The sequence below is a fragment of the Priestia aryabhattai B8W22 genome (genome assembly GCF_000956595.1).
GTDB lineage: Bacteria > Bacillota > Bacilli > Bacillales > Bacillaceae_H > Priestia > Priestia aryabhattai.
This window is the reverse complement of the sequence record NZ_JYOO01000014.1, coordinates 36,393-61,262: the sequence shown is the minus strand read 5'-3', so window position 1 is coordinate 61,262 and position 24,870 is coordinate 36,393. Positions and strand designations below refer to the sequence as shown.

Sequence of the window (24,870 nt, the reverse complement as noted above, 5' to 3'; positions counted from 1 at the left end):
ATTTGCATAAAAGGTTGACGTTTTCTTTGAATACAAATAAAATGCATATTAAGAAGTATTTCCCTCATTGTAACTACAGAAAAAGAAGAATTAAGGGGGCTCAATATGTTGACTGACTTAGTCGTAAGTCAAAAAGTAGTCAAGGTAAATGAATTCACTGTTGTAGGAGTGCCTATTCGAACAGATGAACCTGTGGAAGAAACGGGCACAGGTCTTATTCCTGAGCACTGGCAGACTTTTTATAAACAACAGTTAGCTAATAAAATCGCCAATAAAGTAAATGGTAATACATTTGCTCTTTATACAGAATTTGAATATAATCAAAAAATGGATTTTACATTTGCTCTCGGCTACGAAGTTTTACCCGGCGGCGAACTGAAAGAGGATATGAGAGAGTTCATCATCCCAGAAGGTGAATACATGGTGTTTACAACAGCTGTTGGGCCAGCTAGACAGGTAGTCGTAGAGGCTTGGGCTTATATTCGCGAATGGGCTAAAAAAAATCATCGTGCCTATAAAATAGATTTTGAATTATATGATGAACGCTGTATTGATCCTGAGTACAGTCAAGTTGATATTTATGTTTCGATTTAATAGCTAGTTTTGCTAAGTAGTTAAGATGCAGATAAGCGTTTTTTTGCTGCGTTCTTACTTTTGACGATAGGAATACAAAAGGGGTTTAGCGAGAGTGATCAGCAACGATTTATTACAAGCTTTAAAAGACGGATATAAACAGAGAATTAAATGGGTACTTATAAGTCAAATGGCACTGTTCATCACCGTAGCAGTCATACTTGTATCAAATTTTGTCACTAAATTTTCGTTTAACCAATTGAGCTTTATTTTTGTTTTGGTTAGTATAAGTTCGCTGTTATCAGGGATAGAGCACGCATTGTTAAAACGTGAGAAGTGGCAGTGGATTTTTGATTTTATTTTAGCTGCTTTTTTTATTGGTTTATCTATCTTTTTACACCGTTAAAGCGCCTGGTTCAGCGCTTTTTTATTTTGAGCACCTCAGCACACAATTTTAAGACCTTTCTAGTATAAACAAAACAAAAATAGGTATTTATGACGAAAACAGTCAGAAAATTTAGTAAAAAAGTCTTGTATCTTGTCTTTATTTCGATTATGATAGGTTTACACCCTTCGTATTCACTTCTTTTGATGTCAGTACCTCTATTTTTACACTACAGAAAAGAGGTGAAGCCATTTCTTCAGTTTTCCTGCTAGCCTGCATACTAACCCTTTTAGCTATTTTATTTAGTAGCAACTACCCTCAAAATTAAAGGAGAGATCCGCGCTTATGTCAAAAGCTCCTGTAAAAAACGATATTGAACTTCAACTATCTGAAACGCACTTTTTTCAACTGCTGGATTTAATTTATTTAGGTAACTGGATGGTCACAGCATGTTCTGGAGTGGAAGATGAGCATGCACAAGAATACACGAATGTAGAAAAACAACTGTTTTCACACGCAGAGCCGTTTGTGGAAAAGGGACCTTTTCAAACGCTAAACAGTGAGGTTATGTTCACAGAAGAACATGAAGATTCTCTTCAGGATATTATTGGAGAATACGATAACGAAGTATTTTGGGAAGCGCTAGCCTATCGTATGGCTAAACGAGATGTGATAGAGCAAATAGGCCCCATTAAAGAAATAAAAAATGAAGTTTTTATGCAAATTTTCCATCGAGAAATGGATTATATACGAGAGTTTGAGAAAAATGGAATTAAACGAATAACCATACCGCCTTTGCAGTAAAGGAGACAAATCGGCTTTCAAACTTGAAGGCCGATTTGCTGTTAAACTGAAGCTTTCCTGTTCCGTCTGAGTGGTGGGAAGGATCGGTACGTAAAGCTTCGCCATAACCATTCACACGGACCGTAGTAGAAATAATAAAGCCACCACTTATTGAAAAAAAGCTGGAGTGTATAGATGACGAGACATATAATCGTACTTTCCGTTAAGGTAAGACTTCCGTATAAACCAAATACTCGAACGATACACAGGCAAATTAAAGTTTGGCTAAGGTAAGTTGTTAATGCCATTGTTCCACTATACTTAAAAAGACCCAGCATTGAAGCGTAAGGAGAAAATTGCAGGAATAACAGTAAGGTGGTAAGATAAAAAAAACATAGAAAAATGCCGCTTAAGCTTGTAAAAAGGTGAATGGCCGCCTGCTGGTAGAGTTCGTATCTTAAAATCTCTATTTTTAGCATGGCCAGAATAATAGTTAAAGTGAAACCTGCTGCGCCTGTTATTAACTGAATTTTCTTAAAAAAAGAACGGTTTTGTTCGATATTATGTACTAATCCTTTTTTAGCAGTATATAAGCCAAATAACAACATAGAAAATACGGGAAAGATAGAAAACGGTAGATTTAATAGCATAGGCACCACTTCAACATTCAAACGATAAAACAGCCAAGATAAATAGTCTGCTTGCCTGTAGGTGGATAAATATTGGGTTAAGACATGTTCATGTAAAGCTTTATACTCCCACTGTGCCTCCTGCAAGGCGTGTGCTGGAATAAAAAACTGCATACAAGCCAAAAGATAAAAAAAGCATAGCAAGCCTATTGCCCACAGCAAAATCGTCTTAGCTTTTCGATTGTAAAAAAAGAATAATAAAAAACCGCCAATAGCATACACATGCAAAATGTCTCCATACCAGAAAAAGACAAGATGAAAAAAACCGATTAATAGCAAAGCAGCCATTCTTCTTGACCATAAAGCAGCGGCAAAGTACTGCTTTTCTTCAGCTCTATGCAAAAAAATGCCGCATCCAAGTCCAAACAAAAAAGAAAAAATGGTAAAAAACTTCCCTTGGACAAACAGCTGCAAGAATAAATCAATATAAGCATCTATTCCTTCATACTTATAAGAAACATTGTACAGCTGAAAAATAAATATCGGAGAAGTAAAAGCCGGTATATTCACTAAAAAAATGCCCAGCAAAGCAATGCCCCGAATAATATCAAGAACAACAAGACGTTCGTTAAGGGGAAGTGGAGAAGGATTCATCGCTGTCGCTCCTTTTAGTTAGATATGTACATCTTAACACGGCAGTGGCGAAAAAATAGGTGGGAGTACAAAAAAATAAGCGGAAAGATTCATAGCTTTATGGATGAAAAAGTTGGATAATAATGGTATGGTCACCCATATCAAATATGAAAGGTGGAGAAAAAGATGAAAACAGCACTTGTGTTAGGTGGAACTCGTTTTTTCGGAAAAAATTTAGTTCAGACATTGCTTTCTAAAGGAGTACAGGTTACGTTAGCAACGCGAGGTAAAACACCGGATGATTTCGGCAATCGAGTTGAGCGAATTTTTCTTGATCGTGTAGAAAAAGATTCTGTAATCGAAACAACAAGAGGAAGAAAATGGGATGTTATCTTCGATCAAATATGCTATTCTTCACACGGCGCAGCTGTTGCTGTTGAAGCTTTTCGTCATAGTACGAGTCACTATGTACTTACCTCGACTCTTTCAGTATACGGTTCTTTAGAAAAAACGTGTTATGAAGAAGATTTTGATCCATACAAGTATCCTATTTCATATACACGCCGTGAAAATATTTCCTATCAAGAAGGAAAACGCCAAGCCGAGGCCGTATTCTTTCAAAAAGCACCGTTTTCGGTAACAGCTGTCCGTTTTCCAATTGTTATGGGAAAAGATGATTATACGGACCGCTTGCGTTTTCACATAGAAAAAATTATGCATGGAGAAGAAATTGGTGTACCGGCTATTGAAGCAGAAATGAACTTCATTTCACAGGAAGAAGCAGGTGAATTTTTAGTTTGGTGTGCAGAACAGAAGCTAAAAGGGCCGATTAACGCTTGTTCAAATGGTACCATTTCACTCAAAAATTTATTTTCATATATTGAACAAGCAGCGGATAAAACAGCAAGAACAACCTCTCGTTTAACGGATGAAAATAGTTCTCCGTACGGAGTAGATCATTCTTGGACGATGAGCAATGAAAAAGCTAGCTTTTGGGGATATTCATTTACGAACCTGCAGGACTGGCTGCCTTCATTAATCAAAACTGTTGTTGAAAGTGAAAAGAAAGTACCTTTAAGTTAGAGAACAACAAAGACTGCACGTTTAGCAGTCTTTTTGCTGTTACAAGCAGAACATTTTTATTTTATGGGCAAAAAAGGTACGCTAAGTATACATCATTATATAGAAGAAAGAAGGATACACTATGGCAAAACATCACTTTCATTTGCAAGCAAATTGGCCAGGAGGCCGAAATGAAGTGGGAACAATTGAAGCAGGGCAATTAAAAACAAACATTTCTATTCCACCAGAAATGGACGGGCCAGGAGCCGGGACAAATCCAGATGAAATGCTGCTAGGAGCAGCAGCCACCTGCTACATTATCACGCTTGCAGCGATGCTAGAAAGAAGTGGAATCCATCAGGAGGCTTTAACAATGGAATCGAAAGCTATCGTGGACGTAACGAATGGTGTGTTTACGTACGAAAAAATCATTCATAAACCTCACGTGATCGTCACACCTGAATTTGCGGCCCAAGAAGAGAAAATCAATCGACTTATAAAAAAAGCAGAAACGTCCTGTATGATTTCAAGAGCCATTCAAGGAAATGTAGAGATCGAATTAGAACCTCAGCTCACAGTAAAAGCGTAATGGATCCATTACGCTTTTGTTATGTTTATTTCTAAAAAATAGCACATTTAAGATTGTAAAATACTCAAATTTGAATATAATAATTTAAGTAGCTATCATTTCTGTTCATCAAAAAGATGACGCGAAAGGAGGAACTGAAATGGTTTCATCAGAAAAACATATTCGTTTTATCGTAGCAGGATTGCTGCTCGGTATTTTTATGTCAGCCATGGATAATACCATCGTAGCGACGGCTATGGGGAAAATCATTTCTGATCTAGGCGGATTAGATAAGTTTGTTTGGGTTACGTCCGCTTATATGGTTGCCGTGATGGCAGGTATGCCGATATTTGGTAAACTATCTGATATGTACGGCCGTAAACGGTTTTTTATTTTTGGATTGACGGTATTTTTACTTGGATCTGCATTGTGTGGTCTAGCACAAAGCATCGTGCAGCTAAGTATTTACCGGGCGATTCAAGGAATTGGAGGAGGAGCGCTTCTTCCGATTGCTTTTACTATTGTATTTGATATTTTCCCTCCCGAAAAGCGCGGGAAAATGACGGGATTATTAGGTGCCGTTTTTGGCTCAGCAAGCGTATTTGGTCCACTTCTCGGTGCTTACATTACGGAATACATCAGCTGGCACTGGGTGTTTTATGTGAACGTCCCAATCGGACTTTTATCGTTATTTTTTATTGTGCGCTTTTATAAAGAGTCAACAAGTCATAAAAAGCAAAAAATTGACTGGACTGGTGCAGCCACTCTTGTCATTTCAGTAGTCAGTTTAATGTTTGCTCTTGAACTTGGAGGAAAAGAGTACGAATGGTCTTCTCCGCAAATTTTATCTCTTTTTGTTATCTTTGCAGTGGCACTGTCATTTTTCTTTTTTGTAGAAAAACGCGCGCAAGAGCCGATTATTTCGTTTTGGATGTTCAAACGCCGGTTATTTGCAACATCTCAAATTCTCGCTTTCTTATACGGAGCAACGTTTATTATTTTAACAGTATTTATTCCTATTTTCGTTCAAGCTGTCTACGGAGGTTCTGCTGCAAATGCGGGTTTAATTTTAACTCCGATGATGTTAGGCTCGGTAGCAGGAAGTGCTATCGGCGGGATTTTCCTTACAAAAACGAGCTTCCGAAACCTAATGATTATGTCCGTTTTTTCATTTGCAGTAGGAATGTTCTTGTTAGGAACAATGGAACCTGATACACCTCGTTGGATGCTCACGGTATTTATGATTTTGACTGGATTTGGCGTAGGATTTAGCTTTTCTCTTTTACCAACTTCGTCAACGCATAAGCTGGATCCACAGTTTAGAGGTTCTGCCAACTCAACGAACTCATTTGCGCGTTCTTTAGGAATGACGCTGGGAGTTACGATTTTTGGAACGATTCAAAGCAATACATTTACAAATGAGATGCAGCGCAATTTTCAAGGTATGGGAAATGGATCACAAGGAGCATTTTCTCAAATAGGAGATCCGAGTGCAGTTTTTCAATCAAGTGCCCGAAACAGCATTCCGCCTCAAATATTGGATAAGATTGTTGATGCTATGTCTACATCGATCACGTATGCATTTATGCTTGCTCTTATTCCAATTGCAGTAGCTATCATTACTGTCTTTTTAATGGGAAATGAACGAGTGGAAGTTCCCCCTAAAAAGCGGGTAGAAGCTAAGGAACCTGCAGCTCAAAAATAGAAAAAGCACGAAGATGTTCGTGCTTTTTTCACTAAATAAGATGCATGTCAAGAGGTGAAAGGTGTTATGAGTGTTAAATTAGTCATATTGGGTTTATTAATGGAAGGAAATAAGCACCCTTATGAAATTCAGCAAACCATTAATGAAAGACAAATGAAGCACTATATTAAACTTGCAAGCGGCTCTTTATATTATGCCTTTGATACGCTTGAAAAAGATCAGTTGGTGAAAGTAGTCGATGTGATTCGAGAGACGAACAGACCTGAAAAGACCGTTTATTCTATTACGGATGCAGGAAAAGAAGAATTCGAGCGTCTTTATTTTGAACAGCTATTAAAAAAAGAGCATATGCATAGACCTGTTTATGCTGCTCTTTCATTTACTTCTTACGTCGATCAAGAAAAAGTGGCTTCTGCTTTAGAAAAAAAGATTGAGGAAACGGCAGCTTATTTAGAAAAAATGCAAAATTTGTACCAAGTTAAAAAGGTGGATCATTCCATTGCAAATCTGTCGATCATTATGCGCACGATTATGCATTTGAAAGTAGAACTAACTTGGTTCACTCATTTACTCGAAGCGGCGAAAAGCAACAAGCTTACAGAAGTAGATGATGGTTATTTTGAAGACGTTGAAAAAATCGTAGATGAGTTTTAAAAAAGAAGCAAAACGCTGCTTCTTTTTTTTAATAGTCACAAAATATATTTCAAGCAATTTAATTTTGCCAAAAGCTAGGTCAATAACAATTAATTAACACCTGATTCGACCTTTAATCAGCTTTGCTTATAAAACGCTTTCAAAAAGTAGTAAGACTATTAAAAAAGTAAAAAAAATTAAAGAAATATAGCGATTTCATTTTGATTGACGAGTAAAAGAGTGGTAAAATATAAGCAGATATCAGATACACACGCAGTGAGATTTATCACTCGTTGTAAAGATGTCAGACGATAAGGTAATCGACATTCAAAATGGAAAGATTGTTGAGTACGACAATTATTATAACTCGTTGGGGGTTTTATCATGGGTAACGAAACGTCGAATAGAGGGGAGCCTTGGCAAGGATTTTTGGGTCCGAACTATGGCTATGTATTAGAACAGTATGAGTTATATGAAGAGCAGTCAGATCTAGTAGATCCAGAGTTAAAAGAATTATTTGATTATTGGGGTGCTCCTCCATTAAACGAAAGTGAGCAGGTTCAGCAAGCTGAATACGCACAGGCTGCACCTTCAGCTAACACATCTAAAATTGCATCGGCTATTAAGCTAGCGGAAAATATCCGTGCTTATGGTCATCTATACGCGTCAATTAAGCCTCTTGAAAGCGAGAAGAAAGATCCTGTCTTGCTTCACTTGGAAGATTACAATTTAACGCAAGAAGATTTGAAATCAATTCCGGTTGATATTTTATGTACGAACGCGCCATCACACGTCAAAAATGGTTTAGACGCAATTAACTATTTAACAGATGTCTACACAAAAACCATTGCGTTTGAATTCCATCACGTACATAACATGGAAGAGAATAAGTGGCTGACTGATATGGTCGAGTCAGGTGCTATTTTCCAACCTCTTTCAAATGAGAAAAGAACTTCTGTATTAAAGCGTTTAACAGAAGTAGAAGGCTTTGAACAATTTTTACACCGTACATTTGTCGGACAAAAACGCTTTTCTATTGAAGGCGTAGATATGTTAATTCCACTCGTAGATGAACTGATTGCCCGCTCAGTGGAAACAAGCCCAAAAACGGTTAATATCGGTATGGCTCACCGTGGACGCTTAAATGTATTGGCACACGTATTAGGGAAGCCGTATGAAATGATTTTTGCAGAATTCCAGCATGCACCTAACAAAGAATTAGTTCCTTCAGAAGGTTCAATCGGTATCAACTACGGTTGGACGGGAGACGTAAAATATCACCTGGGTGCCGACAAACAAATTAAAGCAGAGAACACAGTTCGAGCTCGTTTGACATTAGCTAGTAACCCTAGTCACTTGGAGTTTGTTAATCCGGTTGTGGAAGGGTTTACAAGAGCGGCTCAAGATGAGCGTGATGTGAATGGATACCCAAAACAAGATGTAAAAAAATCGTTCGCGATTTTAATTCACGGAGATGCTGCGTTCCCTGGTGAAGGTATTGTCCAAGAAACGCTGAACTTAAATCAATTGACTGGTTATCAAACAGGTGGAACAATCCACATCATTGCTAACAACATGATTGGATTTACAACAGAAAGCGTCGATTCTCGTTCAACGAAATATGCAAGTGACTTAGCAAAAGGGTTTGAAATTCCAATTGTTCACGTAAACGCGGATGATCCGGAAGCCTGTTTAGCTGCTGCTTATTTTGCTTATGAGTATCGCAGACGTTTTAACAAAGATTTCTTGATTGATTTAATTGGATACCGTCGATTTGGCCACAATGAAATGGATGAACCGTCTGTAACACAGCCGAAGATGTATGAAATTGTGACAAAACGTCCAACCGTTCGTGCTATGTATGCAAAGCAGCTCGAAGAACAAAACGTGATTCAAAGCGGTCAAGCAGATCAAATTAATGAAGAGTTACAAGCGAAGTTAAAAGCAGCTTATGAGAAAGTACCGCCAAAAGCTGAAAAGCAACATAGAATTATGGAAATGCCACAAGCAGTCTTCAAAGGAATTTCAGATATTGATACATCTGTTACAAAAGAAGAGCTGTTTGAAGTGAATCAAGAGCTAGTAAAATACCCTGAAGGATTTAACGTATTCCCAAAACTTGATCGCATCTTATCTAAACGTGCCAAAGCGTTTGAAGAGAATGAAAGTGTAGATTGGTCATTGGGTGAGGCATTTGCATTTGCTACGATTTTAAGAGACGGCACGCCAATTCGTATTACAGGCCAAGATTCTGAACGTGGTACGTTTGCACATAGACATCTTGTTCTTCATGATCATAAGACAGGGGATGTTTACTCACCACTACACGCAATGAAGAACGTAAGCGCTTCCTTTGATATTCGTAACAGTCCATTATCTGAAGGTTCAGTGCTTGGATTTGAATACGGCTATAATGTATTTGCTCCTGAAACGCTTGTTCTTTGGGAAGCACAGTTTGGTGATTTTGCCAATGCAGGTCAAGTTATTATTGACCAGTTTATTGCAGCAGGCCGTGCTAAGTGGGGACAAAAATCTGGAATGGTCTTATTGCTTCCACACGGCCATGAAGGTCAAGGACCAGAACACTCAAGCGCTCGTCTAGAACGTTATTTACAGCTAGCTGGAGAAAACAACTGGACAATCGCAAACGTAACAAGCGCTGCACAATATTTCCACTTACTTCGACGACAAGCTGCCATTTTACAGCGTGAAGAAGTAAGACCGCTAGTAGTTATGACGCCAAAAAGTTTGCTTCGTAATGCTTTTAGTGTGTCAAACCTTGAAGAGTTTACAAAAGGCTCTTTCCGCTTAGTAGTGGAACAGCCTGGATTAGGCAAAAAAGAAGATGCAGTTGAACGAATCGTTCTGTGCAGCGGAAAAATCAGCAGTGAATTAACGGAACGCTTAAACAAAGCTGAAGATGATAAAGATTGGCTACACGTCCTTCGTCTAGAACAAATTTATCCGTTCCCAAGACGCGTAATTGCTGAAATCTTTGCTCGCTATAAAAATTTAAAAGAGATTGTCTGGTTACAAGAAGAGCCGGAAAACATGGGCGCATGGAACTATGTAGAAGATCGACTGCGTGAAGTAGCACCAGAAGGAGCTACTGTTGACTACATCGGCCGTACAAGACGCTCAAGTCCAGCTGAGGGAGATCCAACAGTTCACAGACAAGAACAAGAACGTATTTTACAAGATGCATTAACTAAAAATGAAATTGCTAACGACGTTGTTACAAGATAAGGAAGGGGAATGAACCATGGGAGAGATTAAAGTACCGGAATTAGCAGAATCAATTTCTGAAGGAACAGTTGCACAGTGGCTAAAACAAGTAGGAGATTTCGTTGAAAAAGGCGATTATATCGTTGAACTTGAAACAGATAAAGTTAACGTTGAAATTACAGCTGAAGACTCTGGTGTGCTAACGGAACTTCTTGCTGGCGAAGGCGACACAGTGCAAGTTGGTGAAACAATTGCACGTCTTGAAGCGAAAGAAGGAGCTTCAGCACCAGCAGCACCAAAAGCTGAAGAAAAACCAGCAGAGGAAGCACCAAAACAAGAAGCTGCTCCAGCTCAGCAAAAAACAGTTGAAGAAGTAGCGCCAGCAGCTGAAGCGCCTCAACAAGGAAATCAAAAACAATGGCTGATTGCTTCTCCTGCAGCTCGCAAAGCAGCAAGAGAACGCGGAATCAAGCTAGATCAAGTACCAACTACTGATCCTCTTGGCCGTGTACGTAAACATGATATTGATTCGTATGCAGATCAAAAATCAAATGAGCAAAAACAGCAGGCACAAGCAAGTAAGCCAGCTAACCCGGTATCTCCGTCTCCAGCGGCAAGTGAAAATAGCGACAAACCTGTTGAACGCGAACGTATGTCACGTCGACGTCAAACAATTGCCAAACGTCTTGTTGAAGTTCAGCAAACAGCGGCTATGTTGACAACGTTTAACGAAGTAGACATGACGGCTGTTATGGCTCTTCGCAAAAGACGCAAAGACAAATTCTTTGAACAGCACGACGTAAGACTTGGCTTTATGTCATTCTTCACAAAAGCAGTAGTAGCAGCACTTAAAAAATACCCGTTATTAAATGCTGAAATTCAAGGCAACGAGTTATTAATTAAAAAATTCTACGATATTGGTATTGCTGTGTCAGCTCCAGACGGTCTTGTTGTTCCAGTTGTACGGGATGCTGACCGTAAAACATTCGCTGGTATCGAAGGATCTATCGTTGATTTAGCGAAAAAAGCGCGCGACAACAAATTAGCATTAAAAGATTTACAAGGTGGAACGTTCACAATTACAAACGGCGGCGTATTCGGTTCATTAATGTCTACACCAATTTTAAACGGGCCTCAAGTTGGTATTTTGGGAATGCACAAAGTTCAGCTTCGTCCGGTAGCAATTGATGAAGAGCGTATCGAAAATCGTCCGATGATGTACATTGCACTTTCTTACGATCACCGTATCGTTGATGGCAAAGAAGCTGTAAGCTTCCTCGCTACTGTTAAAGAACTATTAGAAGATCCAGAATCTTTATTACTAGAAGGTTAATAAAAAGAACCTGCTATTCTCTCGGAGAATAGCAGGTTCTTTTATGTTCGCTTAATGCCTGCGACATAAGCAGGACCCAAAAAAGTCATGCTAGCGAGTGTCAGAGCCATTTCTCGCGGTGACTGCTTCATATCTTGTTCTAGCCAGTGCTGAATGACTCCAAGATGCGCTGACGTTATATAAGACATTAAATGTTCAAGTGGAACAAGCGGAGGCATTTTATTATCAATGAGCTTTAATTTTTCCAGCATATTGGTTTTCATGACCTCTTTAATTTTAAGATGAAATCCAGGATTTCCTTTTGGACCAAGCATAACCTGCATAAAACGCGCATTCTCTTGGATATATTCAAAAAGTGCAATAATAAACGGTAAAGGCTGTTCTTTCAAATTAGCAGATACAATCTCATTTGGATTTGCTTTTTTGATAAATTCTTTTATCTCTTGAATGACTTCATTTTCGCTTTTTTCAAGCAAATCGTATTTGTCTTGGTAGTGTAAATAAAAGGTTCCACGATTAATATCCGCTTTTTTTGTTAGATCTCTGACTGTTACGCCTTCAAACCCTTTCTCTTCCATCAATTCTGTCAAAGCATCTCGGATAAATTTCTTCGTTCGAATAATTCTACGATCTGTTTTTGAATTCCCCACAGTTTTTAAACACCTACTTTTTTCTTTAATAATGAACAGTTATGTGTTTTGTGTTAAGTAAGCGACATTCCCACGATTATTGCATATTGAGAATGCAGGTAAATTTATTATAATTTACATAGTGATCACTAATCAACAGCATGTACATTATCTTTTCGTTAACGTGTATATCCTTAAAACAAAAAGGAGAGATCTATATGAAATTAGGGAATCAAAAGCTTATATATTTTTCACCAATTATAGTAGTAGCTGTTATTTTTATCTTTATTCTAACCTTAATTCCTTCGGCAAGCTCAGCACCTAAGAATTTGCCAATCGCATTCGTAAACGCCGACGAAGGAATGACAGTTCCAGCAAAGGGTAATGTAAATATAGGGAATCAAATAAAACAAAATATGAAGGATTCAAGCACTGAACAGTCTTCGGTTAAATGGATTTTTGTATCAACTACTAAAGAAGTTGAAAAAGGGTTAAATAATCAACAATACTACGGTGCGCTTATCATTCCAAAAGATTTCACCAAAAAGCAGGCGACTCTTCAGACGGCTCAGCCTGATGCACCTGCTATTAAATTGTTAGTGAATCAAGGAAAGAATACAGCCGCTTCAACAATCGCCAGTCAGGTGTTAAACGGAGCCGTTGATAAGATGAATGAAAATATGCGCTTGCAGCTAGTGAAAAGGTTTGAACAAAACGGAACGAAACTAAGTGCAAACCAAGCATTAGCACTCGCTGCACCGATTCAAAAGACAGTGATAAATGTAAATGAAACAGGACCTCATAGTGTTAACGGAAACGCCCCAGTGTCATTATTTCAGCCGTTGTGGATGGCAAGCATAGCAGGGGCAGCAGTTGTATTTCTCGCTATTCAAAAAATCACGTTTTCTTCTCGTAAAGAGAAACTCGGTAACCAAGCAGCATTAGTATTCATTGGAGCTGTACTTGCTTTAGCGGCAGGTTTTGGGCTAGCGTGGCTGGCTGAGATGGTTGGAATTGCTGTTCCTTCATTTTTAGATACCGCATTATTTTTAACTATTGCTTACTTCAGTTTTTTCACTTTGATATCAGCCGTACTTTCATGGCTAGGACTAAAGGGACTTCCGATTTTCGTTATTATTCTATTTTTTGGCGCACCTTTGCTTTCAATGGCTCCAGAAATTATGCCTGATTTTTATCGAGAGTGGATTTATCCATGGCTGCCAATGAGATTTATGGTAGATGGCGTAAGAGAACTATTTTTCTTTGGAGAACATCTGACATGGAATCCTTCTGTATCTGCTCTAGCTCTTATCTCTTTAACAAGTTTGTGTGCTCTGTTTGCTTCTGCTTTACCCGCATCTTCTGTGAAAAAAGAGAAGTCTCGCTCTATATAAAAGATACTGTAACTGAATGAAAAGGAGAGATAATGATGAATCCACAAATTCTAATCGTTGGTGCCGGCCCTACTGGCCTCGTTATGGCCTACAATTTAGCCAGACATAACATTCCTTTTCGAATTATTGATAAAAGCGACGGACCGGGGCAAGCCTCCCGGGCAATGGCTATTTTACCGCGAACACTTGAATTTTATCAGCAGTTCGGTTTTGCAGATGAAGTCATAGACAGCGGGATTAAGATGGAAGATGTATACGTCCGAGTGAAGAATAAAATAAAAGCAAAAGTTCATCTAGGATCTTTAGGAGAAGGATTAAGTCCTTTTCCTTTTGTTCTTACATTTCCACAGGACGACCACGAGCGGTTTCTGCTTGAAAAATTAAAAAATTTTGGGATCGAAGTAGAATGGAAGACGGAGTTACTATCTCTAGCTGAACACGGAGAAGGGGTAAAAACTTTATTAAAAGCCCAGCAAGAGGAAACCGCTTATTTTAAGTATATTTGTGGATGTGACGGAGCACACAGTACCGTTCGCAAGCAAATGAAGATAGAGTTTAAAGGAGAAAAATATAAACAGCATTTTTATGTGATGGATGTTCACGGCTCTGGTGAAGTGATGAAGGATCAAAAAATCAGTATTTCCTTTAGCAATGAAGAATTTTTGATTTGTATGCCTGTTAGAAGTAAAGGAACGTATCGAATGATCGGCATTATTCCTTCAGCTTTTAGAGATCAAAACGATGTAAAAGCTGAAAACATTCAGGCTTTTATTCAACGAATATTTGGTGTTCAGATTGAGGGTATAAATTGGTTCTCGACATATCATATCCATCATAGAGTAGCAAGTCGTTTCCGACAGGGACGCATTTTTCTAAGTGGAGATGCAGCCCATATTCATAGTCCTGCAGGCGGACAAGGAATGAACACAGGAATTGGAGATGCAATCAACCTTTCATGGAAATTAGCAGCTGTCCTTCAACACAAAGCGGCACTTTCCATATTAGATACATACGAAGAAGAAAGGCTGCCTTTTGCAGAGCTGCTTGTAAATACAACTGATCGCGCTTTTAAGCGAATGGTGGCACGAGATAAAACGAGTCAATTTTTTAGGAAGCATATCTTTCCGCCTGTACTATCCTTTTTATTTCGTTTCCCTTACCCCCGTCACAAAGCATTTACGATTTTATCTCAAATCCGCATTAAGTATCGAAATAGTGACCTAAGCAGCGGGCAAGGGACAAATGTGCAAAGTGGTGATCGATTACCCTATGTAGAAGGGAATTTTGAATCTTTACAGTCTTTAAACTGGCAAATACATGTCTATGGAACAGCAGCAGAGAAGTTAAAAAAAAGCATGCAAGAAAAAGACTTCTCCTTGCACGAGTTTTCTTGGAACCCTTACTTGAAGAAAGCAGGACTTCAAAAAGATGCTCTGTACGTTATTAGACCTGACGGATACATTGGTTTTATTAGCAGCGAGCAGCGTATAGATCTGCTTCATCAATATTTGCATACGCATAAAATCCTTCCTTTTACAAATGAATATTAAATCTAAAAAAAACGCCATCTTATGTGGTGTTTTTATTTTTGTTTACAATTTCGAAACAACTTGGAGATGTTTTTGGGAAAGCTGTTTGATAAGATAGACGAATAGAAATATCAAATGAAAGTACGTGATACATTGAATAAAAGGATTTTAGTAGTTGATGATGAAAAAAGTATTGCTACAGCGGTATCTTATGCTTTCAAGCGCGAAGGATACAGTGTAGACACCGCGTCCGACGGTGAAGAAGCGCTTGAAAAAGTAAAAAGCTTTCGACCTGACGTAATGATATTAGATGTGATGATGCCGAAATTAACCGGATATGAAGTATGCCGAAAACTCGAGAATCGAAGAGGAATGGGAATTATTTTGTTAACGGTTAAAAATGATATCGTCGATAAAGTTCTAGGCTTAGAGTTAGGCGCAGACGATTACATGACCAAGCCGTTTGATGTAAGAGAGCTTGTAGCTAGAGCTAAAGCACTTGTTCGGCGAATGGAAAAGAATGAAGCGCCTGAGGCTGCTGGAGAAATCACGGTAGGAAAAGTGAAGGTAAACTTAATTCAGCGCACGTTACACGTTGCCGATGATTTAGTCAAGCTTACACCAAAGGAATTTGATCTTATTGCTTTATTACTTGCCAACTTAGAAAGAGTGTACACGAGAGAAGATTTATTAGATCTTGTCTGGGGAATGGATTATGCAGGCGGTACACGTACGGTAGACATTCACATGCAGCGCCTTCGAAAAAAAGTAGGAGATGCAGAACCTTATTTGCTACAAACGGTATATGGCGTTGGATATAAAGCGACTGCAGGGATCAATGAATGAAAATTAGCCTGAAAGCTAAGATGGGATTTGTTCTTGCTTTTTTAATTATTTTAACAGTAACGGTCCTGAGCGTACTTGTGTTAAAAGGAATTGAAACAAATCAGCGCGATCAGCTAGAAAGTGAACTTATTCAAAAAAGCAAAGCAGCCGAACAAACAATTCGTCAAAGTTATTTAACGGGTGACCCCTCTTTGAACATAAATTCTTTTCTTCAGCAAAAAGGACAGCGCCTTGCATCTTCTATTGCATCACAAAGCGGAATGCAAACAGTTCTATATAATCAAAAAGGACAGGAAGCCGGAAGTTCTATTCCCATCGGCCAAAAATCTGTAGATGTCTCCGATACGCTTAGCTATGCGTTGGAAGGAAAAATAGCCTATCAAAACTCAGGTTCTTCTCTTATTTACTTTGCACCTGTATCAATCGACCATCAATTGATTGGAGCCGTTCGTTTTGACCATTCATTAAAAAATAATCAGCAGTTTATAGCTGACATTAGACACCTATTTCGTGCTTGGGGAACGATTGCAGCAGCATCAGCCTTTTTGATTGGCTATGCTTATTTTTACCGTATTGCTTCGCTTATTGCTAGCCTTCAAAAAACTTCACAGCAGATTCGAAAAGGCCGTTATTTAACCGATCTGCCGTTCACACGAGGCGATGAACTCGGGGAGCTCAGTCAAGGCTTGTTTTTTATGAGTACGTCGATTGAAAAAAATATCGATCAAATGAAGGAAGAAAAAAGAAAGCTTGAACTCGCTATTTCAAAGCTGCAGTCTCTTGAACAGCAGCAAAAGCAGTTTATCGGAAACATCAGCCACGAATTTAAAACGCCTTTAACATCAATCAAAGCCTATGTTGACTTACTTGATATGTATCGAGATGATCCTCAGCTTATGGAAGACGGCGTGCAAAATATTCGTAAAGAAACGGATCGTCTTCATGAAATGGTAGATAAAATCTTAAAACTCTCAGCACTTGAGAAATATGATTTTGAGCAGCGACCGGAGTCAGTTAAATTGAAGGGACTTCTCGAAGACATATGCGACCGCATGAAAGGGAAAGCGGCTAAATTTGATTTAATCCTTCATACAAATATAAACGAATCGGTTGTTTGGGCGGATCGCGAAAGCTTAATACACATTTTTATCAATTTAATCGATAATGCTATTAAATATAATGAACCAGGCGGAAAAGTGGAAGTAACGTCTTACACTTTAGAGAATTCTATCATTGTGGATGTAGCTAACACTGGAATAGGAATTCCACCTGAAGCGGAAGAGAAATTATTTCAACCATTTTTCACCGTAAATAAAGATCGGTCGCGTTTATCCGGAGGTACAGGCCTTGGCTTAGCATTAGCCAAAGATTTAACTGAAAAACAAAAAGGCGTTATCAAGCTGCATCATTCTGACCCTACATGGACGATTTTCAAAGTGTCGTTTCCTTTGAAAACAGAGAAATGAGTTAGCTAAAAGGAGTGAACCGTTATTGAAACGGTATAGATTAATGATATGTATAGCAAGCACTTTTCTTATTTTAACATCATGCGGACAAAAAGAAAGCCATAGAGAAACCGTTGAAAAACCCGACAAGAAAATTACTGTATTGGACCAAGTAGATAAAGATAGAAAAATAGAAGTGAAAGATGTTCAGGATATTAACGGAGTAAGGGCGTTTCAATTTTTAAATGAAAACACAATGATTGTTAGTAAAGAAAATAAACAATTTCGTTCACACGATTTCGGTCCCAAAGAGGTATATGCACAGAATCTAGCTACTTATAATCTAAAAAACAAGTCTACTTTTCTGTTGCATCCAAGCAATGAAATCCAACATGCGGCGAAGCTTTCTCCGAATGGTGATTATCTTTTTTATAAAGTAGCAAAAGGCGAAGATACATTTGGTTATATAATGAACCTTCAAACAAAAAAAACGGTTAAAATAAAGAATGTTCTTCTCTATCCATCAAGCGGAGAGTGGCTTAATAATTCAGAAGTAATGTTTATTACAATGGAAGGAAAGCTTTCTAAAGCAAATGTAAAAGGAGAAGCAGAACCTCTGTTGCACAGAGACGATCGAATCTTAGATGCGGTTAAAGGAATAGGTGGCATTTATTATATTGGCGTAAACAACCAGCTTTTTTTTCTTCATAACGAACAGACGGCCCTTGAAAAAATCCGAGATAATGTGATTTCTATTATCCCGTCTCCAAATGGAAAACAATTAGCGCTCGTTCAGCAAAAAGATGCCCAAACGAGAACGCTGTCTATCACAGATTTAAAAGGATCAGAAGCCTTTCAGCTTGCTCTGTCCACTCAAATTTTTGGCGTAAGCTGGTCTCCCGACGGTTCGAAATTAGCCTATAACTTTATTTCTGAAAAAGAGGGAGATAAAGGGATATTCATAGCAGATGGATTAACAGGAGATGTTACACACTTAAACGTAAATTTAGACTATGCCGCTGATCAGCTTGCCTGGAGTCAATCAGGAAATAAACTAGTTGCATCCAGCTTTACGCAAAATCAAGTTCATACATATATTATCTTTTTGAAATAGACTGCTTAGGCAGTCTTTTTTTACGTATACTAAACTTCTTTAAGAGTGTTTACAAGTTTGAAACAACTGAATAAAAGACAGAAACATTTATATTTTATCCTTTCTTTATAGGCTTTCGTAGCCCATCAAAAGCCGTTTGAAAGGAGTAAGACATCATGAAATACTTTTTATTTATTTGTTCTTTAGCTTTTACGCTGATGATAGCAGGGTGCGGAACAAGCAATTCTTCATCAAAGCCTGCCAGAGAATTCACAAAAAATGGACAGGCTCAAAAACTAGAAAGCTCATCAGCTTCTCCATCTTTAACGAAACCTAATGTAGACGAAACAGTGGTAATAGCCAATCCAGAATCGGTTACGGCTTTAGTTAATAAAAAGCATCAGCTTCCTGAATCTTATCAGCCTTCCGATTTAGTCTATGCCGACGTTCCGTTTATCTTCAACGAAAAAATAGAAAAACGAATGCTTAGAAAGCCTGCGGCACAAGCGCTTGAAGAACTTTTCCGAGATGCTGAAAAAGAGGGAATCAGCTTACTTGGTGTATCCGGTTATCGATCTCACGAGCGTCAAAAAGAGCTTTTTGCATTTTACGCAAAGCGAGACGGAGAAGAACAAGCACGCACCTATAGCGCCTATCCTGGAACAAGTGAACACGAAACGGGACTAGCAATCGATGTCACGGGAGGAAGTGGAATGTGTGCTGCCGCAGACTGCTTCGCTAATACATCAGAGGCTCATTGGCTTTCAAAAAATGCCTATCAATACGGATTCATTATTCGATACCCTGAAGGTGAAGAGCAGGTTACCGGCTATAAATACGAACCATGGCACCTTAGATATGTAGGGAAAAAAGCAGCCGCATCCATTTTTAATCAATATGCAACGTTAGAAACCTATGCAAATAAGAAAAAAGCTTAATCAAAAGTTCTATAACTGGAGAACGAAGGAAAGAAAAATGAAAAGTTAGGTTTATCACTCTCATATATGATACAAACTGATACTATAACATGCTTGCTATAGAGGAAGGGTATCGATGTATAAAGATATTGCGATTGAACTGATATGTGGATTTTTAGCGCTATTTATTATGCTGAAGCTTTTAGGTAAGACGCAGTTTGCTCAAATCACTCCGTTTGACTTTATTACAACGCTTGTCCTGGGAAATATTGTGGGGGATGCAGCTCTTGAAAAAGGAGTAGAATTAACTGAAATTCTTTATAGCGTTTTGATTTGGGGGCTTCTGATTTACGCAGTGACAAAGCTATCTCAAACCTTTACAGGATTTAGGGGAGTTCTTGAAGGCAAGCCTTCAATGATTATTTATAAAGGGAAAATCCTTTATAAAGAGCTTAAGAAAAACAACTTGGATTTGAATCAGCTTCAGCATCTAATGAGACAGCAAGGGTATTTTTCACTGTATGAAGCAGAATACGTCATTTTAGAAACGAATGGAGAGGTGAGCGTCGCTCCTAAACATGAATTCGGTCCTCCGACGAAAAATGATTTAAACATCCCGTATTCTCAAACTAATTTACCTATTGCTTTAATCATGGATGGAAAAGTAGTGTCTGGTAATTTGAAAGAAGCAAACGTAGATGAAAAGTGGTTAAAAAAACAGCTGGCAATCAAGAAAATAAAGGAATACAGCGAAGTTTTTTATGCTGAATGGCAGCAAGAGCGAGGACTAGAAATAACAAAATTCTAAAAACCCTTTCCTTTTAAGGAAAGGGTTTTTAGCTTTCTTTTAATAGCTTAGCAAAATCTTCAATCGTTGTAGAATACGTGACGTACAGACGGGGAATAAGATAGTTTTCATTTTTTTGTCCACTTTCAGTAAAAAATTTTGGAATCGTTGAAAGACCAAACGTATAATTCTTTTTTGTTTCTTCTACTACGCGGCTATTGACCTTTCCATAAGGGTAAGCAAGAGCAATAACGGGCTGGCTCGTAATGGCTTCAATTTTTCGTTTTGAATCAGCTAGCTCATAGGATAAATTTTTTGTCTTAGTTAAATCCGGATGAGTAGCGGTATGAGACTGAATAGAAAAAAATCCTGAATCAACAAGTTTTTTTAAATCCGCTGGCGACAAGCGGTTGGGGCGGCCAATAAAATCTGAAATCACAAAAAGTGTAGCCGCTGGATGAAACTGAGGGCTGGCTGCTCTTTGAAAAATAGGCAAGATAGTAAGATTATTTTTGTATCCATCGTCAAATGTAATAAATATAGGCTTTTTTACACGCTTCAGCTCCTGCCAATTTTCAAATGTGAGCGGCGTATATCCTTGCTTTTTAAGATAAAGAAGCTGTTTCTCAAAATTTTCAGGCGTCACATACAGTTCTTTTTCCCCGTGGCCTGTGTAGGAATCAATAGAGTGGTAAATCAGTATAGGTACTTTCACTTGGCTAAAAACGGGGGAAGGGAAAATAACAGTTAGCAATAAGATAACAAAAACCGAAATTTTTCTCATAACAATCCTTTCTAACGCGCAATGATGACGAGACTATCTTAGTATGTCAAAAGAAAAGGAATGTATAAGCCAAGCTTTCTTTTTTACAAGTATAAGCCTTCTTTTTTAAATATTTTATGCAGAACCAAGTGCTCAGCAGAGTTCACAACCGCAAACTGTTTTTTAGAAAGAGAATGAGTAGAAAAATGCATTAACTTAGTAAAGTCTGATGGCAGCGTAGGAGATAAAACATCAGTAGAGAGTATAGGTGCAGACAAAGGTTTTTTCGAGCCGATGTGAAAACCCCAATCTCCAAAAGAAGGAATAATAGTGTGGTAACTCAACGTATAAAGCTGCGAGGCTTTCATCGTCTCATTGATGCTCCAGAAAACGATAGGTGTGTCTCTAGGAGAATTTGACTGACATACGACCAAGCCTCTGCGCGATAGTGAACGTTGGAGAAGTGTATAAAATTCTTTTGTATAAAGTGCACTTATTTTTTTGTTAGTAGGATCAGGAAAGTCAATAATGATGATATCATAACACGCTGAATTCAAAGAGAGGTAGTCAACAGCATCTTGAATATGAACGGTAACACGAGAATCTTCAAATGAGCGTTGATTTAATTTCTTTAATTCTTCAACATTCATCGCAGCATTTACCACGTCAGCATCTATTTCCACAAGGTCTATTTCTTTCACTTCCTTATATTTAAGGACTTCTCGTAAAGCTAAACCATCTCCACCGCCTAGAATAAGAATGCGGCGAGGACTTAAGGAAGCGGCAAAGATAGGGTGTACAAGAGCTTCATGATACGCATGTTCATCTAATGAACTAAATTGCAGCTGTTCATCCAAATACATTCGAATATCAGATGCTTTAATCAGCTGAATATCTTGAATACTGTTTTTCTGATGAAACAAAATGTCATGCTGACCTGATAAGATCTGCTGTAGACTAACGTGATCTGAGTCATCTCCCCGATTGAAAAGACGAGTGCTTTCAGCATGCTGACGATTTTTTTGTGGAGTTTCGGCGTGTTGAATTCCGCGAGAAATCGAATACACAACAGCTTTTTTTGAAGCTAATTGTTTAAGCAGCGCATAACCAATTTCAATTATTTCTTTGTCTCCGCACGTATAAAAGTCTAATGAAGCGTAGTTTTCCTCCGGCCAAGTATGAATAGACAAGTGAGAGGTAGCTAATACGAGAATGCCTGTAATGCCTTGAGGCGTAAACTGGTGAAAATAACAGTGCAAAACTTCCATTTCTGCATCTAGTGCAGCTTCAATAAGAATTTGACTTAAAAGTGAGGGGTCATTTAATATCACTTCATCGCATTCGAACGCATCCATTAGCAAGTGTTCTCCTTTAATATCCACTACTTCAGCCTCCTTTCTGAGCATTATTTTCACTATCTTATGAAATTTTTTAGAAAAAGGAAACGCAAGTACGTTAGTTTATAAATATTTTCGGGAAATAACTAGGTATCTTCCTATAGAAAAGAAACTGGGAAAAACATATTTTCGTTGAAAGGAGATCCGAACAATCAATCGAGATTCTTAATGGGGGATTCAACTCGTTCGGATTTTTTCATTGTGATGGTGAACGTAGATTTACCGTATGTAATAGCTGTTAATTGGAGAGCAGGGCGAAGACTCCTGCGGGAAAAGCGGAACAGGTGAGACCCCTCAGGAGCGTAAGCAACGAGGATGCTCACCGGCCGCCCGCGGAAAGCGAATTCTTGCACGCAAATCAACAGCGGTATCTCAAGCGATTCATGCTATCTCATTTATCTTTAAGTGGGATTGATTTCGTTACTCAATCTTTCTACTCTTTATCAGCATTAAACCAGCCTTTTCGCTTGAACCATAAAATTAAACCAAGCGTTATCAGCCCCATGAAGCCAAGCACAAAGAAATAGCCATAGTGCCACTTTAGCTCAGGCATGTTTTCAAAATTCATTCCGTATACGCCAACGATAAAGGTAAGGGGAATAAAGATAGATGAAATAACGGTCAGCGTCATCATAATTGAATTCATCCGGTTTGAATTAAGAGAAAGATAATTATCGCGCATATCAGACGTCATTTCCCGATTTGATTCAATCATATCGGCTAATTTTAATAAGTGGTCATAGACATCTTTAAAATACCTTTTTTGTTCTGGATGAACATCTAGGCGTTCAGAATTTATAACGCGGTACAATAAATCGCGCATAGGCAAAATGGTTCTTCTGATTTTCAGTAAATCACTTCGAAGTTTGAATACATCTTCCATTAAAACAGAGATGGATTTTTTTGCATCTATGTTTTCTATATCATTCAGCTCATCTTCAATTTGATATACAGTGGGAAAATATTCATCTACCACTTTATCCATCACAGAATACGCAAGATAGCTTATCCCTTTTTCATGAATCGAAGGTGTATGAAGCAGCTTCTCCCATACTTTATCAATTGCAGCTGACGGGTGAAAATGAAAAGTAACTATATAATTATCGCCGATAAAAAGGTCAACTTCTTCAGCTTCTAACGTTTGACGATTTAATGAATGCAGGACAAAAAAACTGTATCCTTCATAATAATCGAGTTTTGGACGCTGCAGAAAATGAAAGCAATCTTCAATCGCTAACGGATGAAAGTGAAAGGAAGATTGAAGCAGCAGCGCTTCTTCTTCAGAAGGGCAGTTAAAGTCAATCCAATAGTACTGAATAGAGGGATCGTGAATCTGATCTAATTGTATATGTTTCACAAGTTTATCATCGTTCATAAGAGCTAACGTTCGTATCATTTGAAAACTCCTTTATGTTTTTATAGCTATTTTCAATGTAGCATAAAATCATAAACTACACCGTATTTTAAAAAAGAATTTTCTTTCTTGTCTTTTTATAAAACTAGTAAGGGTGAAAAAGTTGAATTATAATGATAGTAATAGCTCGTATGGAAAGGGGAATCGTTTTGAATAAAAATGAAGCACTTCGAACGTTTTTTTTAAAACATGCAGATCAACTGACGGAAGAATGGTATGAAAGCATTGAAGACAATGACCCAGAATCGGTTTATGCATCTACTCATCCGGAAGTCATTTCAGTATTAAAAGATCAAAATAATGAATTTCATTTATACATAGCCGATGTATTTATAAAAAGTGAAAAAGAATTTTTTGATTCATTTGAAACGTGGATTTTAAAGATTGCCGAAGACGGAGAGCATGTAAGAACACCTATACATTATATTATTCGCGAATTTTTCCGAGTTAGAAAACAGTATTTAACGTATTTAAATCAATTTGTAGAAGATTGCGAGCAAGATATTACGCAAGGCGAACTAGACGAATGGAACGAATTGATTGTACGCGTGTTTGATATCACCGTTTATAAATTTGTAGAAGAGCACCATCAGCATTCAAAGCGGTTGCTTGAGGCGCACAAAGAGCTGATTAATGAGCTGAGCTCGCCAGTTATTCCATTGAGCGATCATATTGCGATCCTTCCGCTTGTTGGGGATATCGACACAGCAAGAGCGCGCCGAATTTTAGAAAATACGTTAACTCGCTGCGCTGAACAGCAAGTGAATCACCTTTATATTGATATTTCAGGAGTAGTTATTGTTGATACGATGGTTGCTCATCAGATTTTCCAGCTGATTGATGCATTAAAATTAATAGGCGTAGAATCAACTATCTCTGGAGTACGCCCTGAAATCGCCATTACCGCTTCTCATTTAGGTTTATCGTTTGAAAATATATCAACAAAATCAACCCTTGCTAATGCGATGGCTTCACGTATGAGGAAATAAAGCAAACAAGAATTACTTTTAATTCTTGTTTTTTTATCTAAATTCATACTTGACATATAGGTTAAAGAGGTATTATGATTTTACTAATTTAATAAATAAAAAGAGTAGTATTACATACGCTAATATAAAAATGCAACT

23 protein-coding genes are annotated in these 24,870 nt (G+C 38.1%); 18 read left to right on the top strand and 5 right to left on the bottom strand.

The window, feature by feature from the left end:
* Positions 1-105 precede the first annotated feature (105 nt).
* The 3 genes from N178_RS12745 to N178_RS12735 all read left to right on the top strand — a co-directional run bounded on the left by N178_RS12745 (position 106) and on the right by N178_RS12735 (position 1,762).
* Positions 106-594: a GyrI-like domain-containing protein gene (locus N178_RS12745; protein ID WP_028412859.1), complete on the top strand. Its 489-nt coding sequence runs from the start codon at positions 106-108 to the stop codon at positions 592-594.
* A gap of 94 nt (positions 595-688) precedes the next feature.
* The gene (locus N178_RS12740; protein WP_045292601.1) at positions 689-979 is read left to right on the top strand and encodes a hypothetical protein; all 291 of its coding nucleotides are present in this window, start codon (positions 689-691) and stop codon (positions 977-979) included.
* Between the two features lie 324 nt (positions 980-1,303).
* On the top strand, positions 1,304-1,762 hold the full coding sequence (locus N178_RS12735) for a hypothetical protein (protein ID WP_045292600.1): 459 nt from the start codon (positions 1,304-1,306) through the stop codon (positions 1,760-1,762).
* 41 nt (positions 1,763-1,803) lie between these two features.
* On the opposite strand, the gene N178_RS12730 is transcribed toward N178_RS12735, so the two are convergent.
* Entirely contained in the window at positions 1,804-3,024 is a 1,221-nt protein-coding gene (locus N178_RS12730) for a DUF418 domain-containing protein (protein WP_045292598.1), read from the bottom strand.
* Between the two features lie 165 nt (positions 3,025-3,189).
* Here N178_RS12730 and N178_RS12725 point away from each other — a divergent pair, with 165 nt between their 5' ends.
* The 6 genes from N178_RS12725 (at position 3,190) to odhB (ending at position 11,529) form a co-directional block, all read left to right on the top strand.
* A complete protein-coding gene (locus N178_RS12725; RefSeq protein ID WP_045292596.1) occupies positions 3,190-4,086 on the top strand; it encodes an NAD-dependent epimerase/dehydratase family protein in 897 nt (298 codons plus the stop codon).
* A 121-nt stretch (positions 4,087-4,207) separates the two neighbouring features.
* Positions 4,208-4,654, top strand: coding sequence for an OsmC family protein (locus N178_RS12720; protein WP_045292594.1), 447 nt, complete (start codon positions 4,208-4,210; stop codon positions 4,652-4,654).
* A gap of 139 nt (positions 4,655-4,793) precedes the next feature.
* A complete protein-coding gene (locus N178_RS12715; protein WP_045292592.1) occupies positions 4,794-6,338 on the top strand; it encodes an MDR family MFS transporter in 1,545 nt (514 codons plus the stop codon).
* A gap of 66 nt (positions 6,339-6,404) precedes the next feature.
* Positions 6,405-6,992, top strand: coding sequence for a PadR family transcriptional regulator (locus N178_RS12710; protein WP_045292590.1), 588 nt, complete (start codon positions 6,405-6,407; stop codon positions 6,990-6,992).
* A gap of 363 nt (positions 6,993-7,355) precedes the next feature.
* Positions 7,356-10,217 (top strand): 2-oxoglutarate dehydrogenase E1 component, encoded by a 2,862-nt coding sequence (gene sucA, locus N178_RS12705; RefSeq protein WP_025751267.1) that lies wholly within the window; start codon positions 7,356-7,358, stop codon positions 10,215-10,217.
* Between the two features lie 16 nt (positions 10,218-10,233).
* Positions 10,234-11,529 (top strand): 2-oxoglutarate dehydrogenase complex dihydrolipoyllysine-residue succinyltransferase, encoded by a 1,296-nt coding sequence (gene odhB / locus N178_RS12700; protein ID WP_014459542.1) that lies wholly within the window; start codon positions 10,234-10,236, stop codon positions 11,527-11,529.
* Between the two features lie 41 nt (positions 11,530-11,570).
* On the opposite strand, the gene N178_RS12695 is transcribed toward odhB, so the two are convergent.
* Entirely contained in the window at positions 11,571-12,179 is a 609-nt protein-coding gene (locus tag N178_RS12695; RefSeq protein WP_045292587.1) for a TetR/AcrR family transcriptional regulator, read from the bottom strand.
* A gap of 197 nt (positions 12,180-12,376) precedes the next feature.
* Here N178_RS12695 and N178_RS12690 point away from each other — a divergent pair, with 197 nt between their 5' ends.
* The 7 genes from N178_RS12690 (at position 12,377) to N178_RS12660 (ending at position 20,190) form a co-directional block, all read left to right on the top strand.
* Positions 12,377-13,552, top strand: coding sequence for a YhgE/Pip domain-containing protein (locus tag N178_RS12690; protein ID WP_045292586.1), 1,176 nt, complete (start codon positions 12,377-12,379; stop codon positions 13,550-13,552).
* A 32-nt stretch (positions 13,553-13,584) separates the two neighbouring features.
* Entirely contained in the window at positions 13,585-15,102 is a 1,518-nt protein-coding gene (locus N178_RS12685) for an FAD-dependent monooxygenase (protein WP_045292584.1), read from the top strand.
* 132 nt (positions 15,103-15,234) lie between these two features.
* Entirely contained in the window at positions 15,235-15,927 is a 693-nt protein-coding gene (locus N178_RS12680) for a response regulator transcription factor (RefSeq protein WP_045292703.1), read from the top strand.
* A complete protein-coding gene (locus N178_RS12675) occupies positions 15,924-17,393 on the top strand; it encodes a sensor histidine kinase (RefSeq protein WP_045292582.1) in 1,470 nt (489 codons plus the stop codon). The genes N178_RS12680 and N178_RS12675 overlap by 4 nt, the downstream gene beginning before the upstream one ends.
* 25 nt (positions 17,394-17,418) lie before the next feature.
* Entirely contained in the window at positions 17,419-18,486 is a 1,068-nt protein-coding gene (locus N178_RS12670; RefSeq protein ID WP_045292581.1) for a TolB family protein, read from the top strand.
* A gap of 155 nt (positions 18,487-18,641) precedes the next feature.
* Positions 18,642-19,403 (top strand): M15 family metallopeptidase, encoded by a 762-nt coding sequence (locus tag N178_RS12665; RefSeq protein WP_045292579.1) that lies wholly within the window; start codon positions 18,642-18,644, stop codon positions 19,401-19,403.
* 115 nt (positions 19,404-19,518) lie between these two features.
* Complete coding sequence (locus tag N178_RS12660; RefSeq protein ID WP_045292577.1) at positions 19,519-20,190, top strand: DUF421 domain-containing protein; 672 nt, start codon at positions 19,519-19,521, stop codon at positions 20,188-20,190.
* Between the two features lie 28 nt (positions 20,191-20,218).
* Here N178_RS12660 and N178_RS12655 read toward each other — a convergent pair whose 3' ends face one another.
* Together N178_RS12655 and N178_RS12650 are read right to left on the bottom strand one after the other, a co-directional pair.
* Positions 20,219-20,953 (bottom strand): polysaccharide deacetylase family protein, encoded by a 735-nt coding sequence (locus N178_RS12655; protein ID WP_052942398.1) that lies wholly within the window; start codon positions 20,951-20,953, stop codon positions 20,219-20,221.
* 83 nt (positions 20,954-21,036) lie between these two features.
* Entirely contained in the window at positions 21,037-22,314 is a 1,278-nt protein-coding gene (locus N178_RS12650) for a polyamine aminopropyltransferase (protein WP_045292575.1), read from the bottom strand.
* Between the two features lie 250 nt (positions 22,315-22,564).
* Between N178_RS12650 and N178_RS27565 the strand changes: the two genes are divergently transcribed.
* Entirely contained in the window at positions 22,565-22,744 is a 180-nt protein-coding gene (locus N178_RS27565) for a hypothetical protein (protein WP_080890185.1), read from the top strand.
* Between the two features lie 18 nt (positions 22,745-22,762).
* Here N178_RS27565 and corA read toward each other — a convergent pair whose 3' ends face one another.
* Positions 22,763-23,725 (bottom strand): magnesium/cobalt transporter CorA, encoded by a 963-nt coding sequence (gene corA, locus N178_RS12645; protein WP_045292573.1) that lies wholly within the window; start codon positions 23,723-23,725, stop codon positions 22,763-22,765.
* A gap of 131 nt (positions 23,726-23,856) precedes the next feature.
* On the opposite strand from corA, the gene N178_RS12640 reads away from it, so the two are divergent.
* Positions 23,857-24,732: an STAS domain-containing protein gene (locus N178_RS12640; RefSeq protein ID WP_080890182.1), complete on the top strand. Its 876-nt coding sequence runs from the start codon at positions 23,857-23,859 to the stop codon at positions 24,730-24,732.
* The last annotated feature ends 138 nt before the right edge of the window (positions 24,733-24,870 follow it).